A 15,709-nucleotide genomic window follows, 5' to 3' on the forward strand; every position below is an offset into this window, starting at 1 on the left:
CAAACGCCCTCGAGCAGTGATTTGCACTCGACGCCGGCCGCATCTGGACCGATGGACTGCGGTCCTAGATGTCAAGGAGTGACTGCTAACGCATTTGCTGCAGGCACATGGGTGTCCGCCCCGCTTCAGCAGGTCGGATATGTCCCTCGACCGATCGACGGTGGTACAAGAGCAAATCAATAGTGCGATAAGCCGTCGTTTTTGTTGAATGGGTGAGCGCGGCGGATCCACTATCATATCTGACCTGCCACCGAACTTTCATCCGGCCGCGGTTAGTCGCTTCGGAGACCCCGTGCTTGCGAGCTAGGTCGGCCGTCTTCGCCCCGGCCTCATGCTCAGTCCATATCCGCCCGTTGTTCAGGCGGGCTCCAACAGTCGGTTGATGCACTCGACCACCGTTTGACCACCGAAACCCCATGTACAAATAGCGATAATGGTGGTCAGTCCCGCACGAGATTCAATGTTTTCGTTGATCTTTTCTATTGCTGCTTACGTTCGGACGCAGTGGGCGCCTCGATCAGATCGCAGCCTGGATCAGGCTGCTTGCCGAATTCTTTCCTCCTCCTCGCTGAGGGGCGCTGGCTTCAATTGGAAAAGGCTGACGACTCGTCGGCTTGCCGCGTGACCGAGCCAATCTGACAACGGCCCTTGTCCTACGAGCGACTTACCGAGACCAGAAAACGCAGCCGTACTAATAGCTTGCTGCTGGCTGCGCAGGTGGTCTTCAACCAGCTTGTGTCGAGTGACATAGCCTGCATTCACACCAGGGATCGAATGGTTCATAAGGAGCTTGGCGTCGAATTCGGAAACGCCAGCAGCGGCGGCAATTGTCCGAAATGTCTGACGAAGGTCATTGCCCCATTTCGACAAGATATCCCGATCTTCCTTTGTTTCCGCCAGGTGTCCAGAGGCGCTCTCAGCTGGGAACAACCATTCTTGCGCCTGAGACGGATGTATTTGCCTGCCGAAACGAAGCACTCGAATGAGGCTCAGGATCATCTCCCGAGACAGCGGAATGTCGAACGCTCGCTTGCTGCCTCCCTTGGGCGTCGGGATGTGGAGCGTTCGCCGCCGAAAATTGATGTGTTCGGGCTTAGCCTGCTGCAATGCGGTGGGCCTAGACCCACACAGCAATGTGAAAAGATGGAATTCGCGCCGGATTGGGTTGTCTAGATTGGCTAGCTCGAGAAACCATCCTTTCAAATCGCCGGTCCCCATACCGGTGTTCCTGCGCTCTTCCTGATTCCAATCGACTGCATCTGCGGGGTTGTCGCGCGGCAGCGATCGATTGGTCTTCCGAGCATGATTGTAAATGGCCCGCAGCGTCCGCATGCTGCCATTCGCCATGTAGGGACCGTTCTCCTTGGAAAGCTCATCATGCTTTTCGGCGACGCGACCGGGATCGTTCGCGAGGTCGAGCAGAGGGGTGTCAAGCCATTCGGAAAAGAGACGCTCGACGTGATCCCGATAGCCGCTTATCGTTTTTTTGCTACGGCCTTTTCGAATCAAGTGGGCTTCCAGATAGCGTTGCCAAGCCTGCTTCAGGGTAACGCTCGCTACAGCTTCATCCCGGTTGGTATTGCCCTGTTCGGCGTTTCCGTCTTGCCTCGCTTTCGGGTGCTTTCCCTTGCTGATTTGAGCAAGATATTCCTTGGCAAGCGAGCGGGCCGCTCGGGTCGTTAACTCGCTGGCATCTCCAATAGACACTCTAATGGATGAGGCCCGCTTTCCTCGTTGCCTAAGATCACCTTGAACGGTGAAGGTCCTTTTCCGCTTCCCCACGACCACGAAGAAGCCTTTCAGCTCGGTGTCGCGAGCCAGATACCAGCCATCTTCAGGAGACGGTAGCTGAGCGATAGCCTTGTCGCTGAGAGCAATGCGAATATCGGTCATGGGGGGACGTGAACTGTTAAAACGGTTTTCAAACTGTTTTGGCGAGCCGAGGTGTTTGAAGGTCTGCGTTCGCCGGACTGCGAAGCTATGCGACAAGTCCCTATAAATAAAAGGTCTTCTTCGACCTCACCGTAGTGTAGCGCAGATTCAGAAATCGTAGAGAGGCGCCGGTTTTGAACTCTTAATCAGCGGGTCCCAGGTTCGAGCCCTGGTGCGCCCACCATCCTTAAGAGATTGGCCCGCAAGGGCTTTTTTTATTCCTTCGACAGAACAAACCGAGTGTTGTGCGACGCTTTTGGTGGTCGCACGTCGCACGCTGTGCGACGTCTCAGATATTTGGGGCGTCATTCATCGCACCGGGCGCAGACGGTTTGTTTGCGGACAGCGCGGGCAGAGATGGAGCGTACGCCTCGCCGTAGGAAGGCGGAAAGCGTGGCGGGATTGATTGCGCGACACACCGCCTCTTGGCGACCTGCGAGCTTAAGGCGCAACCGGGCAAACGAAGTTCTGCCGCTGTCCGTTCAGCCCTTCATTCCTTCCTTTCGAACCTGCAGTTCGAGCCTGTCGATGCCGGAGCCAGCGCGAGCCGCATTTCGGGCCCGGTAGTGCTTCACGATGGTCTGCGCACTTCGATATGAATGCCCAGTGATGTCGCAGATCGTCAGTAAGTCGCAGCCAGCCCGATCGAGCAGCATGACGCAGTATCCCGCAGGTCTTGGTCGTGCTTCTGGTCGAGGTCGCCGGCGCCGTTGACGAACATCAGAGCGGGGCAAGGCTTTAGTCGCCATGCGGTCTCATCGCCATTGCTGTCGTGTGCGGCCTGCGCATCCAGCCATTCTGACAGGACGCGCTTACGCTGATCAACCGCCCGAGCGCGCTGCGCCTTGTTCTCTTCATCGAGAGGAAATGGAGCGAATAGCTTGTCGGAGATCTTGGTCAGTTCGGCATTCAGTCGCTCTGCGCGGACAATCGCTTGGCGCGCGCTATCGCGCGCGAGAAAGCCGAAGACTGCGACGGCCCGGGCGGTCGACACCCAATGCCGATAAGTGCTCTCGTCATAAGGCTCACCATTGTCCTCGTTGACCACGAGCTCGGGAGGCACCTTATCCAATTGAAGCCGGAGCTTGAGCTCCTTTACGCGTGCACGCGAGGCATTCAGCCGCGCGCTGAGTTGGGACGCCTCTTTGATGTCGACAAGCTCGCCTGTCTTGCTCTGGCGGAACATGTGGCGGCCTTCGATGTCGCTCTCATTCCGCATGATTAGACGGTCAGTCTGGCGCTGCCCAGTGAACAACGCCAGATGAAAGCTGTCGCCGATCGAAGGTCGATCAATTGCATCAGCTGCAGCGACCCAAGCGGAAGATTCGGGCATCGCAACTTGGACGATCCGCCCGTCCGGATGATCGAACTCCATGCCTTCCCGCGGGTTGGGCCCTAGACGCCACAGGATGCTTTCCTGCCCCCAAGTGAACGCCGCCGAGAGTGTCGCTATCATCGAAAGCGCCATATGATGGCCGCGAGCTGATTTCGCATAATTATAGAAGGCTCGGAACTCCGGTTTGCCGATCGATGTCGGCGTAGCAGTCGCTATCGCCTCAAGTTCTCGCGCAGGCTCGGCTACGCCGAGCAGCTTGGCGGCGCGGATTTCGGCACGCAACTTCGCCGCGGATTCGCGCGATTGCGGTCGGTACAGAATGGCAGAAATACATTTACGGTACGAAGCCTGTCAGGCAGAGGTTAACGCCTTGAACTCAACCGACTTGCTCCAATCGTCGAGAAGATCCTCGATTGTAGAACGCTTCCGCATCGTCATTTTCATTGGCAGCTTGCCGGCACGGCGCGCCGCCTCGATTTCCGACTTCCGTTTGTCTGAAAAGTCCGAGGCTTCCTGAAGATTGAACCACGCACCGACCGCCGTTTCTAGGTGCGAAACCGGTGCGGCGCTCCAGCTTTGGTCGCTAGCCAGCGATCGGTCAGCTGTCAAAACGTCTCTGTAATCTTGCTCAGGCGAGGGGGACGATCCGGGTCGAATCCGCGGGCGCATGCCGCCTGCTCGATCATCCGATAGGCCGGAACGAGCATGGTGATAGCGTCGGTGACAGGGTCATCCTCGGCCAACCAGGGCATCGAGCCATGAGGTCCGCCGCAGAGATGCAGCGCGATCTTTTGCTCACGCAACTCCTCTGCAAGCGCGTCCACCGTGGCTGCCGTTTCATCCATGAGGCGCATCATGACGACGGGCGTGCGCGACGATAGCGCGGCTCGTGGCCCGTGCTGCAGCTCGGCGGCGCTCAAGCCGATGGAGGGCAGGCGCAGGATTTCTGAAAGCTTGAGCGCGATCTCCTTCGCCGAGCCCAGGGCCAGGCCCCGAGCCGCCACAAACACAGCTGACGCCTTGGTGAGATCATCAGCGATCTCGGACCAGTCGAGCGCCAGCGCACGGTGCAGGCGCTCGGGCAGCCTGTCGAGGGCTGACCGCAGCGCACGATCTTGCGCCAGCTCGGCAACCAGTCCAGCACTGGCGGCCATCGAGCCGATAACGGTCTTTGTCGCCGCTACGGAGTGTTCTTGGCCGGCTTCGATCGGAACGACGAACTCCGCTTCGTCGGCCACCGGCGACGACGTCGTATTGACGATGGCAACGGTGCGGGCGCCCGAAGCGCGCGCCGACCTTGTCGCTGCGACGAGATCTGGGCTGCGCCCGGATTGCGAGATCACGATGAAAAGCGCATCGCGCAGCATCAAGGGCGTGCGAAATGCCGTGATCACCGAGGGAGCACTTGCTGAAACGGGAAGGCGAAGCCGCGTCTCGACAAGGTATCTCAAGAAAACCCCAGCATGTCCGGAACTTCCCCGACCACACACGACGCACAAGGGGACGGAGCCAATCTCAATTCGCTGCGCGATGTCGCGCGTGGCGGGACGGCTACGAACGATTTTCGCGACGGTATCGGCGCTTTCCCCGATTTCACGCACCATCGCGGAAGTCGTCATGGCTCAGCTGCTCCGCCTCGCTTGCGTGCCGCGGGTGCCTTGGAATGCCGGTCACGATGCGAGTCCCGATCCGTGGCGAGCTCGGCAAACACGCGCCTGAGATTACCGTCGCCGTCCTGCAAAATGGTCTCCGCATCAGTTCTGCTGATACCCAGCGCCAGAAGGGCCGCCGTCTTGACGTCTCCTTCGGCCTGCTCCAGCGAGCGTGCCGCGTGCGACGGATCGCAATGCGCGATTTGCACCACCATGGCCTCGGCGCGCCGCCTCAGCTTGGCATTGGTTGGCTGCATGTTCACCATCATGCCGCGATACACCCGCCCAAGACGCAGCATGATTCCTGAGGAGATCAGGTTGAGCACAACCTTCTGCGCAGTGCCCGCCTTCATCCGTGTGGAGCCGGCGATCAGCTCGCGGCCGGTCTCGATCAGGATCGGAAACTTGGCCGATGCCAGCAGTGCGGTGCCAGGGTTGTTGGCGACACCGACCGTCACTGCACCGCAGGAGCCTGCCTGCTGCAGCGCCGCGACCGTGAACGGCGTCGTCCCGCTGGCGGCTACCGCAATCACCACATCATGCGGTGTGAGCCGCGCGGCATTGATCTGTGCGACCGCATCATCGATGTCATCCTCCGCACCCTCGATGCTGGTGACGAAGGCACTGTCCCCGCCGGCGACGATGAAGCGGACGCGCTCTTTGGGCCAGGCGAAGGTCGGCGTCAGCTCGGCGCCGTCCTGGACCGCCACGCGTCCAGAGGTGCCGGCGCCGACGTAGACAAGGCGACCGTGATCGCCCAGCGCCACTTGTGCCGCTTCGGTCGCCGCGGTGATAGAGGGGAGGGCGTGACCGATCGCAGCGACCGCCGCAAGCTGACCCTCCCACATCGCTTCCATCGCTGACATCAGCGGCCATGCGTCAAGGTCGGCAAATCTCAGATCGACGTCTTCGGTGGCCATACTGTTGATCCAAGCGCCATCAAACGCGGAACTTCGGAGCCTGTTCATGGTCAGTTTCTCTCTCGGGCGGCCAGCGTGGGCAGGTCGAGGCGCCCTCGCGCCGCCAGTAACGCGCCGGCTGTTGCGTTGGCGTCAGGACGCTCAGGCTGGCACGCAGGTCGCGGCGGCGATCCGCAGCCCGCAGCGCCAGTCGGATAACCTGCAGGCCGATGTCGGCGCCGCTGCCTTCGTCCGACGCGGGAAAACCGTAACCGGCGAGACGGATCTCGCGGCCGTCGATCAGGCCGACACCGACCGAGCCTGTGCCGGCCACGACGATAGCCCCGTCCGGGCCGCTATGGGCGCCAAGACAGGCCGCGAGGCCGTCGCTGATGAAGTTAACGGACGCAAAGGGATGCGCGATCTTGCTGAGCGCCGCTTTCGCGCCCCGGCAATCAGTACCAGCCAGGCCAATTCCGGCGTGCATTTGGGCGAAATCCTCGTGGCTCAGTCCGGCCCGTATGGCCGCGGATTCGGTGGCCCCCATGACGGACCGCCAGGCCCCGTCGGTGCCGATCCGTGTCGTGGCCGGTCCCGAGCTCGCTTCTCCTAGCGCCGTGCCATTTTCGTCTTCGATCCGGGCGCAACAGCAGGTTCCGCCCCCATCGATGCCGAGATGCGTGGTACCTTTTGTTCCCATGGAAAGTTAACGCGAAGGTTTCGCTTCGGGTCCGCACAAGGCCCTCGCAGCGTACATATGAACTCTTGTGGCAGACTCGCCTCACGAGTCCGTGACGGCCATTACCGGATCGATACTGATGGACCACGCTGGTTCTGTCTCTCTCACGATTGCCGCACAGCACATCTTTGATGGGACCGACATGCGTGGGCCGGGGTCGGTCAGGATCTCGCAGGGACGGATTGAAAGCATCAGCTTCGATGAGGCAGCCGGGGCCTCAATACGCCTTCCCCGACACGCGATCCTTGCACCCGGATTCATCGACATCCAGGTGAACGGAGGCGGCGGCGTTCTTCTCAACGACCAGCCGACGGAGGCCGGCGTTCGGCGCATCGTCGAGACGCACCGCAAGGCCGGGACCACGGGCTGCTTGCCAACCCTCATCACCGATCGACCCGAGGTCATCGAACGATTGGCCGTAGCAGCTCAGGCGTGCCTCGATATTCCTGGCGTGCTCGGCTTTCATCTGGAAGGTCCGGCCCTCAACAGGTCTCGCAAGGGCATTCATCCGGAAGCCGAGATACGCGTGCCCGATCGGCGCGACCTCGCCGCCATCAAAAGCTTCGGGGATCGCGGCCGTTCCATTGTGACCTTGGCTCCGGAATGCGTGCCCGCGCCCATAATCGATGAATTGGTCGGCGCCGGATTGCGTATCGCAGCTGGCCACAGCGATGCCAGCGCAGCCGAAATCCGCCAGGCGGTCGGTCGCGGTATCTCGGGGGTGACCCATTTGTTCAACGCCATGTCGCAGTTGAGCGCCCGGGAGCCCGGCCTGGTGGGCGCCGCGCTGGAGGATGACCGGCTGTTCGCTGGAATCATCTGCGACGGCATTCACGTTGACGGTACTGCCTTGCGTGTTGCCTTCCGCTGCAAGGGACGCGATCGATTGATGCTGGTCACCGATGCCATGCCATTGGTAGGCACGGACGACCGGCAATTCCTGCTGCAAGGACGGCAGATCATGTTGCACGACAATCGCCTGACTGGTCCAGACGGCACACTCGCGGGCGCTCACCTCACCATGATCGAGGCGGTACGCAACGCTGTTGCCCTCATCGGAATCTCCCTGATCGATGCCCTTATCATGGCGTCCCGGACGCCCGCGGCATTTCTGGGCCTTGGGGCCGAGCTTGGACGGATCGCGCCGGGATACCGCGCGGATCTTGTCGCATTTAATGCGAATTTTGAGGTCGTCGGCACATGGATAGGCGGTGTCGGTTCGATGGGCGAGGCGAGCAAGGCTTCCGAGCGAGGTTAGATGAGCAACCATCCCATCATCGTGCAGAAATATGGTGGTGTCTGCCTCGAAACACCGGCGAAGATTCGCGCGGTTGCGCGCAGTCTCGCCGACCTGCACGGCCGCGGTCATCGTGTCGTGGCGATCGTCTCCGCCATGGGTACGACCACCGACCAGTTGATCCAGATGGCGTATCAGGTCAGCCCAACTCCCAACCGCCGCGAGCTCGATATGCTGCTGACGACTGGTGAGCGCATCAGCATGTCCCTGATGAGCATGGCGCTTTCCGATCTCGGCGTGCCTGCGATCAGCTTCACCGGCAGCCAGGCGGGCGTGATGACCGACGACTCCCATTCCTCCGCACGCATTCTGGATGTTCGGCCCATTCGCGTGCGTGAGGAGCTCGATCGCGGCCGCGTTGTCGTGCTGGCGGGATTTCAGGGCGTGAACGCGGCGACCAAAGAAATCACCACACTCGGCCGGGGCGGCAGCGACACCACGGCCGTCGCGATGGCTGCGGCGCTGAAGGCCGAACGCTGTGAAATCATCAAGGAGGTCGACGGAATATGTTCGGCCGATCCCCGCGTCGTGCCGGATGCAAGGCCCCTGCGGCAGGTGAACTTCGCATCCCTGTCGGAGATGTGCTTCTGGGGCGCAAAGATCCTACATTTTCGCAGCGTCGAGCTGGCGCAAAGTCAGGATGTGCCTCTGGTTCTCAAGCAGTGGGGTGGCGTCGAGCACAGCACGCAAGTGATGAAAGAGGTTTTGGGCATGGAAAACGGGAAGGTTCTGGCCGTCAACTCGATAGCTCGCATCGAGCATGTGGAAATCGATTCCAGCGATCTCAATCACGGTTTCGAGAAACTCGCGCAGCATCTCAAGCAAAACAGCTTGTCCTGGCCGCAGCTCCTTGCATCACACTTCGCCGCAGGAAAAACCAGCATAACCTTGGCCTGCGATATGGAGTGGTTGGATGCTCTGTCGCGCACGCTGGAGCACGCCAAGGACCTGCGCAAGCGGCGCGAGGCGTCGAGCTCGGTGAGCCTCACCTGCTTCGGCGGCGTTTCCTCGGAATTGCCGTTCAGGGCATTGCAGGTTCTCAGGAGTCACGGGATCGTCCCCGATACGTACGTGTTGTCGCCGCATTCGGTGAGTCTGTTTCTCCCTATGGAGAGCCGGGAGGCTGCTGTGAAGGCGCTGCATTCGCTTGTTCAGCAAACATAAACCATTTGATTTCGTGGTGGGCCCGGCGGAAGTCCCACCCTTCAACAAAATCAATCATTTAATTTTGTCTCGGCGCCACAACGGACCGCAGATGGACCAAAGGTTTTTAACGGAGTGTCTAGCCATCCCGGCGACTTTTCATCGGCAACGGACCGTCGCGCCCGTAGCTCAATGGATCGAGCAGCGGATTTAAATCCACAATAATGAGGCGACAGCCGCCAGCCTTACCGTTTAACCCGTGATGTCGGCCGGTTGGCGAAGTCCAAAATGATTTGGTCTAGCGCCTCTCGGGCTATCGGCAATTGCTCACGTAGTGAGCGAGCGACGCAGTCGGCTTCGGAACAAAAACGACTGTGGGGTCCGTCGGTCCGGTCTATCCATATAACCAGCTATCCATATAACCAGACCCGGCGACCATCACGCGGGAAGGCAGCTGCGCTCGTCGAAGGCGACGAAGTCGCGTTCATGTTCAGCCAGCTCGGTACCGCAGGCAACACTGCCGTCGCAAAATATCTTGCTGCCAAGCGCGTGCCGACGATCGCAATCGTTACAGGCGCGAGCAAGTTCACCAGTGTCAAGTACTATGTTGAATTGCGGCCGTTTGGAGAAAGCTGGTGGCATCGCGCCGACTCGAGGCGCTCCTTCGCCTCGTACGCCGGCGCTATGCCGAGAGATCATGGAGGAGGGTTGCGCAAGCGACCGGCTCGGGGGCGGTTTTCCCTCACCGCCGTCGCCGGCCTTTCTTGTCCGGCTTTGCTTCTCGCTGGTTGAAGCCCCACGAGATGCCTTTGTGAACGTTTGCCCTGTCGCGGCGGCATATCACCGCTGTAATCGTTTCGCGCCCTCCGGAACATCTGTTCGTCGCTCGTATCGGTCAGTCGTGCCCAGTGTTGGAGATGGAGATCCTAGCACGCCATCGCCCTTCAAAAGTGTCAAAGCCCTCTTTCAGTGCCAACGCTTGGGCATCTAAGGGATTGCCGGGCTTGTCAGCATTGACAATGCCTGGAGCTTCTCCGCGAGACCCGAATTCGGGAAGCCGCTCTGTGGGCCATTCCAGCAATGCTTTCGATAGCATCGGCTTGCCTGCGTACCAGCATTTTCGTCCGTCGATGAGACGATAGGACCACCATTGTCCTTGCGGATTTGGCGGCATGGTGGCGCTGCATTGTTGCTTAGCGTGCACACTAGTCATTTCGAGCGATGAGAGCGCGGCAATGCCAACTGTTAGAGCAAACGATTGAAGGGGTTTGCTCATGGGCTGCGCTCAATTGCTGCGTTGCTGCAATCGACCGACTGCAACGATCAATGCAGGCCGTTCGAGAACTTCCACCAGCTTTTCAAGGATACGCGCATTATCCTTGGGACAGGGCTGAAGGTATTCTTCCAGTATGAGTTGCGCGTCGTTAATCGCTTCCAAGGCTAATTGCTGATCAGTCATTGCTGCTTACTCATCAATTACTGGCGCCTGACGGAGTCAGCGAAGGAACAGATCAAGTCAGCTTTGAGGAATATCCCCGCTTTTCTCTTCACTTTTTATTTCAAATTATCGACGCGTCGCGGTGTCGTCTCGGCGCTGCAAGATCTGTCTTCTCCATCCCGCGCGTCGGAATTTGAAAGCGTCGGCTGACAGGGCCGGCGGTCAACGCTTTCCCAAACAGCTCGCGCCATGAGCCCCTTTGACCTGGTTTGGGAAGGCTTTTTCGCCCAACAGGGCGTTCAACCGGCCTGCTATCTCCACCGTTACGCCACCCAAGCGTCCTGGATCGCGGAAGACGGTGACCGTGTCGATCAGGTCTCTGATGGCTTCCGCCGCCTCTCCGTCGCCCGCACGGAGGATACCCTTCGTTAGCGCCTCCTCGAGCCGACCTAGCTGTTCCTCGTATCGCTTGAGAATGGTTGGATGCAGCGCGACCTCCTTCGAGGCTGGCGGTTCACGCCGCAACTCGTCAGATATTCGCTCGCGCTCGGCACCGAGGGCGGTCAATCGCAGACCGAGAATGGATGGATCGCCGTGCCCTTTGGCGATCGCATCCACCAGTCGTTCGATTTCCCGATTCAACTGTCCAAGCTCTTGTTCGAGGCGCTGCCTTTTCGCATTCGATGTGATTGCGAGGCGCTTTCGCTCTGCGAGATAAGCACGCACGTACTCCGCAATAACTTTTGGTGCACGCAGTTCGGCTCGCAAACCACTGAGAACCGCGCTCTCAACCGTATCCAAATAGAAGGTTTTTGCATCGGGGGACATGCCGCTCTCCGTCGCCGCGGAACAGCGGATGCGAACACGGCCCGATTTGTCTTTCCCATTGGTCGACATGCCGGCACCGCACGAATCGCAACGGAGCAGAACTCACGGGAAATAGTTCCCGGTGCGCCAGCGTTGGACCCCGGCTGACTGCCGGGAAATCAGCAAAGGCCCGACATCGCTGCCGAGCCTTCTGTTGAGTTCTGAATGTCGGACTTAGAAGTCCATACCACCCATGCCACCCATGCCGCCGCCTCCGGGAGGCATGCCACCCGCGCCGGTGTTCTTCTTTGGCACTTCGGCCACCATGGCCTCGGTGGTGATCAGGAGCGCTGCGACGGACGCCGCGTTCTGGATCGCCACACGAACCACCTTGGTCGGATCGATGATGCCCTTGGAGACCAGATTGCCGTATTCGCCGGTCTGCGAATCGAAGCCGTAGGCGTACTGATCCTTTTCGAGGATCTTGCCGACGATGACCGAGCCATCCTCGCCGGCGTTGATCGCGATCTGGCGGGCCGGGTAAGACAGCGCCTTGCGCACGATCTCGACGCCGGTCTTCTGGTCATCATTTTTGGTGCGAATGCCCTTGAGGTGCTCGGAAGCACGGAGCAGCGCAACGCCGCCGCCCGGCAGGATGCCTTCCTCGACAGCCGCGCGGGTCGCATGCATCGCGTCATCAACGCGGTCCTTGCGCTCCTTCACCTCGACCTCGGTCGCGCCGCCGACGCGGATCACCGCGACGCCGCCCGCGAGCTTGGCGAGACGCTCCTGGAGCTTCTCACGATCGTAGTCCGAGGTGGTCTCCTCGATTTGCGCCTTGATTTGCGCCACGCGCGCCTCGATGTCGGCCTTCTTGCCGGCGCCGCTGACGATCGTGGTGTTCTCCTTGTCGATCATCACCTTCTTGGCGCGACCGAGCATGTTGAGCGTGACGTTCTCGAGCTTGATGCCGAGATCTTCCGAGATCGCCTGGCCGCCGGTCAGGATCGCGATGTCCTGCAGCATGGCCTTGCGGCGATCGCCGAAGCCCGGAGCCTTGACGGCCGCGACCTTCAGGCCGCCACGGAGGCGGTTGACGACCAGGGTCGCGAGCGCTTCACCCTCGACGTCCTCGGCGACGATGACCAGCGGCTTGCCGGTCTGCACCACGGCCTCGAGCAGCGGCAGCAGCTCGTTCAGCGAGGAGAGCTTCTTCTCGTTGATGAGGATGTAGGCGTCGTCCATCTCAACGCGCATCTTGTCGGCGTTGGTGACGAAGTAGGGCGAGATGTAGCCGCGGTCGAACTGCATGCCCTCGACGACGTCGAGTTCGGTCTCGAGCGACTTGGCTTCCTCGACGGTGATGACACCCTCGTTGCCGACCTTCTTCATGGCGTCGGAGAGGAACTTGCCGATCTCCTGGTCGCCGTTGGCCGAGATGGTGCCGACCTGGGCGATCTCCTCGTTGGAGGTGACCTTCTTGGAGTTCTTCTGGAGGTCCGCAACGACGGCTTCGACCGCGAGGTCGATACCGCGCTTGAGGTCCATCGGGTTCATGCCGGCGGCAACGGACTTGGCGCCTTCCTTCACGATCGCCTGGGCGAGCACGGTGGCAGTGGTAGTGCCATCGCCAGCCGCGTCAGCGGACTTGGAGGCGACTTCGCGCACCATCTGGGCGCCCATGTTCTCGAACTTGTCGTCGAGCTCGATCTCCTTGGCGACGGTGACGCCGTCCTTGGTGATGCGGGGAGCGCCGAACGACTTGTCGAGCACGACGTTGCGGCCCTTCGGGCCGAGCGTCACTTTCACCGCATTGTGGAGGATGTCGACACCGCGGAGCATGCGGTCGCGGGCATCGACGCCGAATTTGACTTCTTTGGCTGACATATTGGGTTTCCCTGAGTTTTTACTTGCGTCTCACCCTTTGAGGCGCCGGCAAGCGCTCCTCAGGGGTGAGCGGCGCGAGCGGTGGACTAGGCGGCCTTCTTCTTGGAAGCCACCTCGGTGAGAACGCCCATGATGTCGCTCTCCTTCATGATCAGCAGTTCCTGGCCGTCGATCTTGACCTCGGTGCCTGACCACTTGCCGAACAGCGCGCGATCACCGACCTTCAAGTCGATCGGGATCAGCTTGCCGGCTTCGTCGCGGCCACCCGGGCCAACGGCGACGACTTCGCCCTGGGAGGGCTTTTCCTTGGCAGTGTCGGGAATGATGATGCCGGCAGCGGTCTTCTCTTCTGCGTCGATGCGCTTGACCACGACGCGGTCGTGAAGGGGACGGAATTTCATGGTCTCCTCCTATTTTTTCGAGTTGCGTTATTTTCGATGAAATAGCAATCGAAGCCAGCGAGTGCTAACCACTCCGAAAGTAAGCTGGCTTGGCCGGCATACAAGACAAAACCACGAAGGATTGCACTAAGGACATAGGGGCCGTTAGCACGTGCGGTAAGCCATTGTTAAAGCCTGAAGATCCGCTGAATGCCAGCCGTGGTTGAGAGCGAAGAGTCTGGTCGACTCGTGAAGCGAATTTCGCGTTCCTCTCCCTACCGACTTGCCTGTGTCGAGGGCCGGAGGAGAGAGTTTGTTTCCGGTCTCTATCCCTCCAGCAAAAAAAGCATTTGAAAACATGTGCGGCACTGCCGGGGACGGCTGATCGAGCAAAGGTTATCCGAGACTGATGCTCTGCAAATTGGCGAGCGGACGGTCCCAGTGCCAATTTACTCAGCTAACACGCTGCCTGTGGCTGATCGTACATGCCAGCGGTATCCCATGCGGATACACCAGGTTCATCGCAAAGGCAGAGTCAAGACCGTCCGTCTTGCCTAACTCTTGCAAGCCAATCATTTCAGCAATATGCACGGTTCTTGCGCAGCAATTCCGGCGGAAGCATCCCGTCGCGGTGCAGCGGCGAGCGTCGGATGTCCCATCACGGTGCGGGATAAGCCGCGAACGCGAAGCACCTCGACAAGCCGCAGTTGCATGACTACCGATCTGCCAGACTGTCTCCCGAGGAATGAACGTGACGAAGTCGACCGCGCGCAAGCCAAAATCCGCAACAAACGTTCTGCGCGCGGCTGCGGCGGAGGCACCGAAGCGTCTGCGGTCGGATGGTAACGTCACCGAAACGACCTATCGGAAGCTTCTGGACTTGATTGAAACACGGCAACTTACGCCGGGCGAGGTCATCGAGGAGCGACGGCTTGCGCTTCGCCTCAAGGTGTCGCGCACTCCGCTACGTGCCGGAATCAGCCGTCTGCTCGGCGAGGGCAGGCTGGAGCAGCTTTCGAATGGCTCGGTGATCGTTCGCAACATCGGTATCGCCGAGCTCCTCGAGTTGATTCATCTGCGCCTCATTCTGGAAAGCGAGGCGGCCTCGCTTGCTGCAACGCGTATCGGCCTTGATGTGCTGCAACCGATCAAGGCTAGCCTGGAGAAGATCCTGTCCACCGCCGAGGTCACCAAAGCCAAGCACTGGACGCTGGATGACGAGATTCACGACCAGATTGCGAGCCACTGCGGCAACCGCTCTCTCGCCACGCTGATCGGAGAGACCCGCCGCAAGATCAGGATGTGCAATGTGGAGCGCCGTCCCGAGCGGTTGTTGCCCGCGTGTCGCGAACACCTCGCGATCGTCGATGCCATCATCAAGCGAGACGCAGTAGTGGCGCGCCACGCGATGATCCAGCATCTGACCAACGTCCGCCAGGGGATGTTGGAAACGTTCGGGATTTTCTTGCCCGACAGCCACAGCTGAATGCCGCCGCTGTGAGTTCGCCGACCTGCGCTGGGCTGTTCGGGGTCCGCCGCATTCCGTCCCGGCCCTTACTCACGATTGCTGCCCTGCGAAGAGGTCACGGCTCGCGCCCTTGACACGGCGGTACCTCTAAGCTCCAATGGTATACCACTGGTATTACTAGCCGGTGAGTGTCGTCTGCATCGTTGGCTGTCCCAGAGCTTCAATGAATCACTCTCCTTCGTACACAGTGTCGCTCGAGCCGCTGTCCGCCGAGGCCTTTCGTCCTTTCGGCGACGTGGTTTCGCGCCCGACCGGTGAGCGACGGCGTTACCTTCCGACGATGCTGAACCGTGCCGACGAGGCGCAAACATTCTCGCTGTGGATCAGCGGCGCGGCCGCGGTCGGACAGCTCCCGCTGCGGCTGACCACGCTGGAGCGGCATCCTTATTCGGCGCAGACTTTCGTGCCGCTAGGTTCCACGCGCTATCTGGCCATCGTCTGCGCATCGACGCCGGACGGCGGTCCCGACCTGGCGACGCTGCGCGGATTCATCGCTGGCCCCGACCAGATCGTCACCTACGCACGCAATGTGTGGCATCATCCGATGACCGTGCTTGACGCCCCTATGGAATTCGCGGTGGCGATGGGTGTGACCGGCCAGCAGAACGATGATGTCTTCTTCGGTCTCGATGCCGCCGTCACCATCGTTATGCCGCCGGCAGGTTCGTAGA

General features: G+C 60.3%; 15 protein-coding genes and 1 pseudogene. 5 read left to right on the forward strand and 11 right to left on the reverse strand.

What is annotated here, in order from left to right; genetic code table 11:
• Positions 1 to 534: 534 nt before the first annotated feature.
• The 6 genes from AAFG16_RS13450 to AAFG16_RS13475 all read right to left on the reverse strand — a co-directional run bounded on the left by AAFG16_RS13450 (position 535) and on the right by AAFG16_RS13475 (position 6,519).
• Entirely contained in the window at positions 535 to 1,893 is a 1,359-nt protein-coding gene (locus AAFG16_RS13450) for an integrase family protein (protein ID WP_018642513.1), read from the reverse strand.
• 661 nt (positions 1,894 to 2,554) lie between these two features.
• The gene (locus AAFG16_RS13455) at positions 2,555 to 3,550 is read right to left on the reverse strand and encodes a hypothetical protein (protein WP_342739408.1); all 996 of its coding nucleotides are present in this window, start codon (positions 3,548 to 3,550) and stop codon (positions 2,555 to 2,557) included.
• A 69-nt stretch (positions 3,551 to 3,619) separates the two neighbouring features.
• Positions 3,620 to 3,877, reverse strand: a complete 258-nt coding sequence (locus tag AAFG16_RS13460) for a hypothetical protein (RefSeq protein WP_342739410.1) — start codon at positions 3,875 to 3,877, stop codon at positions 3,620 to 3,622.
• Positions 3,874 to 4,887 carry an SIS domain-containing protein gene (locus AAFG16_RS13465; RefSeq protein WP_342739411.1) on the reverse strand — a complete coding sequence of 338 codons (1,014 nt, stop codon included), beginning with the start codon at positions 4,885 to 4,887 and terminating at the stop codon, positions 3,874 to 3,876. Before AAFG16_RS13465 ends, AAFG16_RS13460 begins: the two co-directional genes overlap by 4 nt.
• Positions 4,884 to 5,840, reverse strand: a complete 957-nt coding sequence (locus AAFG16_RS13470; RefSeq protein WP_342739412.1) for an N-acetylmuramic acid 6-phosphate etherase — start codon at positions 5,838 to 5,840, stop codon at positions 4,884 to 4,886. The genes AAFG16_RS13465 and AAFG16_RS13470 overlap by 4 nt, the downstream gene beginning before the upstream one ends.
• Before the next feature lie 19 nt (positions 5,841 to 5,859).
• Positions 5,860 to 6,519 carry a BadF/BadG/BcrA/BcrD ATPase family protein gene (locus AAFG16_RS13475; protein ID WP_342739413.1) on the reverse strand — a complete coding sequence of 220 codons (660 nt, stop codon included), beginning with the start codon at positions 6,517 to 6,519 and terminating at the stop codon, positions 5,860 to 5,862.
• A gap of 118 nt (positions 6,520 to 6,637) precedes the next feature.
• Between AAFG16_RS13475 and nagA the strand changes: the two genes are divergently transcribed.
• The 3 genes and pseudogenes from nagA to AAFG16_RS13490 all read left to right on the forward strand — a co-directional run.
• Entirely contained in the window at positions 6,638 to 7,816 is a 1,179-nt protein-coding gene (nagA, locus tag AAFG16_RS13480; protein ID WP_342739414.1) for an N-acetylglucosamine-6-phosphate deacetylase, read from the forward strand.
• Positions 7,817 to 9,019, forward strand: coding sequence for an aspartate kinase (locus AAFG16_RS13485; protein ID WP_342739415.1), 1,203 nt, complete (start codon positions 7,817 to 7,819; stop codon positions 9,017 to 9,019). It begins immediately after the preceding gene.
• 438 nt (positions 9,020 to 9,457) lie between these two features.
• Positions 9,458 to 9,589: pseudogene (locus tag AAFG16_RS13490) on the forward strand (branched-chain amino acid ABC transporter substrate-binding protein); the annotation flags it as partial.
• Between the two features lie 304 nt (positions 9,590 to 9,893).
• Here AAFG16_RS13490 and AAFG16_RS13495 read toward each other — a convergent pair.
• From AAFG16_RS13495 to AAFG16_RS13515, 5 genes are all read right to left on the reverse strand, one after another.
• Positions 9,894 to 10,274 carry a hypothetical protein gene (locus AAFG16_RS13495; protein WP_283084878.1) on the reverse strand — a complete coding sequence of 127 codons (381 nt, stop codon included), beginning with the start codon at positions 10,272 to 10,274 and terminating at the stop codon, positions 9,894 to 9,896.
• 9 nt (positions 10,275 to 10,283) lie between these two features.
• On the reverse strand, positions 10,284 to 10,457 hold the full coding sequence (locus tag AAFG16_RS13500; RefSeq protein WP_342739416.1) for a hypothetical protein: 174 nt from the start codon (positions 10,455 to 10,457) through the stop codon (positions 10,284 to 10,286).
• A 201-nt stretch (positions 10,458 to 10,658) separates the two neighbouring features.
• Positions 10,659 to 11,333 carry a hypothetical protein gene (locus AAFG16_RS13505; protein ID WP_342739417.1) on the reverse strand — a complete coding sequence of 225 codons (675 nt, stop codon included), beginning with the start codon at positions 11,331 to 11,333 and terminating at the stop codon, positions 10,659 to 10,661.
• Between the two features lie 144 nt (positions 11,334 to 11,477).
• Positions 11,478 to 13,130 carry a chaperonin GroEL gene (gene groL, locus AAFG16_RS13510; protein WP_342739418.1) on the reverse strand — a complete coding sequence of 551 codons (1,653 nt, stop codon included), beginning with the start codon at positions 13,128 to 13,130 and terminating at the stop codon, positions 11,478 to 11,480.
• Positions 13,131 to 13,216: 86 nt separating this feature from the next.
• Positions 13,217 to 13,531 (reverse strand): co-chaperone GroES, encoded by a 315-nt coding sequence (locus AAFG16_RS13515; protein ID WP_342739419.1) that lies wholly within the window; start codon positions 13,529 to 13,531, stop codon positions 13,217 to 13,219.
• Positions 13,532 to 14,261: 730 nt separating this feature from the next.
• Between AAFG16_RS13515 and AAFG16_RS13520 the strand changes: the two genes are divergently transcribed.
• Both AAFG16_RS13520 and AAFG16_RS13525 read left to right on the forward strand, forming a co-directional pair.
• Positions 14,262 to 14,996, forward strand: a complete 735-nt coding sequence (locus AAFG16_RS13520) for a GntR family transcriptional regulator (RefSeq protein WP_283084883.1) — start codon at positions 14,262 to 14,264, stop codon at positions 14,994 to 14,996.
• A gap of 229 nt (positions 14,997 to 15,225) precedes the next feature.
• Positions 15,226 to 15,708, forward strand: a complete 483-nt coding sequence (locus AAFG16_RS13525; RefSeq protein WP_342739420.1) for an ureidoglycolate lyase — start codon at positions 15,226 to 15,228, stop codon at positions 15,706 to 15,708.
• Position 15,709: the final 1 nt, after the last annotated feature.

Source organism: Bradyrhizobium sp. B117, assembly GCF_038969555.1.
Classification (GTDB): domain Bacteria; phylum Pseudomonadota; class Alphaproteobacteria; order Rhizobiales; family Xanthobacteraceae; genus Bradyrhizobium.

Coding starts and splice junctions, on each gene's coding strand:
- AAFG16_RS13470 (WP_342739412.1), bottom strand. CDS start 5,840: ATGGCCACCGAAGACGTCGATCTGAGATTTGCCGACCTTGACGCATGG.
- AAFG16_RS13465 (WP_342739411.1), bottom strand. CDS start 4,887: ATGACGACTTCCGCGATGGTGCGTGAAATCGGGGAAAGCGCCGATACC.
- AAFG16_RS13505 (WP_342739417.1), bottom strand. CDS start 11,333: ATGTCGACCAATGGGAAAGACAAATCGGGCCGTGTTCGCATCCGCTGT.
- AAFG16_RS13500 (WP_342739416.1), bottom strand. CDS start 10,457: ATGACTGATCAGCAATTAGCCTTGGAAGCGATTAACGACGCGCAACTC.
- groL (WP_342739418.1), bottom strand. CDS start 13,130: ATGTCAGCCAAAGAAGTCAAATTCGGCGTCGATGCCCGCGACCGCATG.
- AAFG16_RS13450 (WP_018642513.1), bottom strand. CDS start 1,893: ATGACCGATATTCGCATTGCTCTCAGCGACAAGGCTATCGCTCAGCTA.
- AAFG16_RS13485 (WP_342739415.1), top strand. CDS start 7,817: ATGAGCAACCATCCCATCATCGTGCAGAAATATGGTGGTGTCTGCCTC.
- nagA (WP_342739414.1), top strand. CDS start 6,638: ATGGACCACGCTGGTTCTGTCTCTCTCACGATTGCCGCACAGCACATC.
- AAFG16_RS13475 (WP_342739413.1), bottom strand. CDS start 6,519: ATGGGAACAAAAGGTACCACGCATCTCGGCATCGATGGGGGCGGAACC.
- AAFG16_RS13495 (WP_283084878.1), bottom strand. CDS start 10,274: ATGAGCAAACCCCTTCAATCGTTTGCTCTAACAGTTGGCATTGCCGCG.
- AAFG16_RS13515 (WP_342739419.1), bottom strand. CDS start 13,531: ATGAAATTCCGTCCCCTTCACGACCGCGTCGTGGTCAAGCGCATCGAC.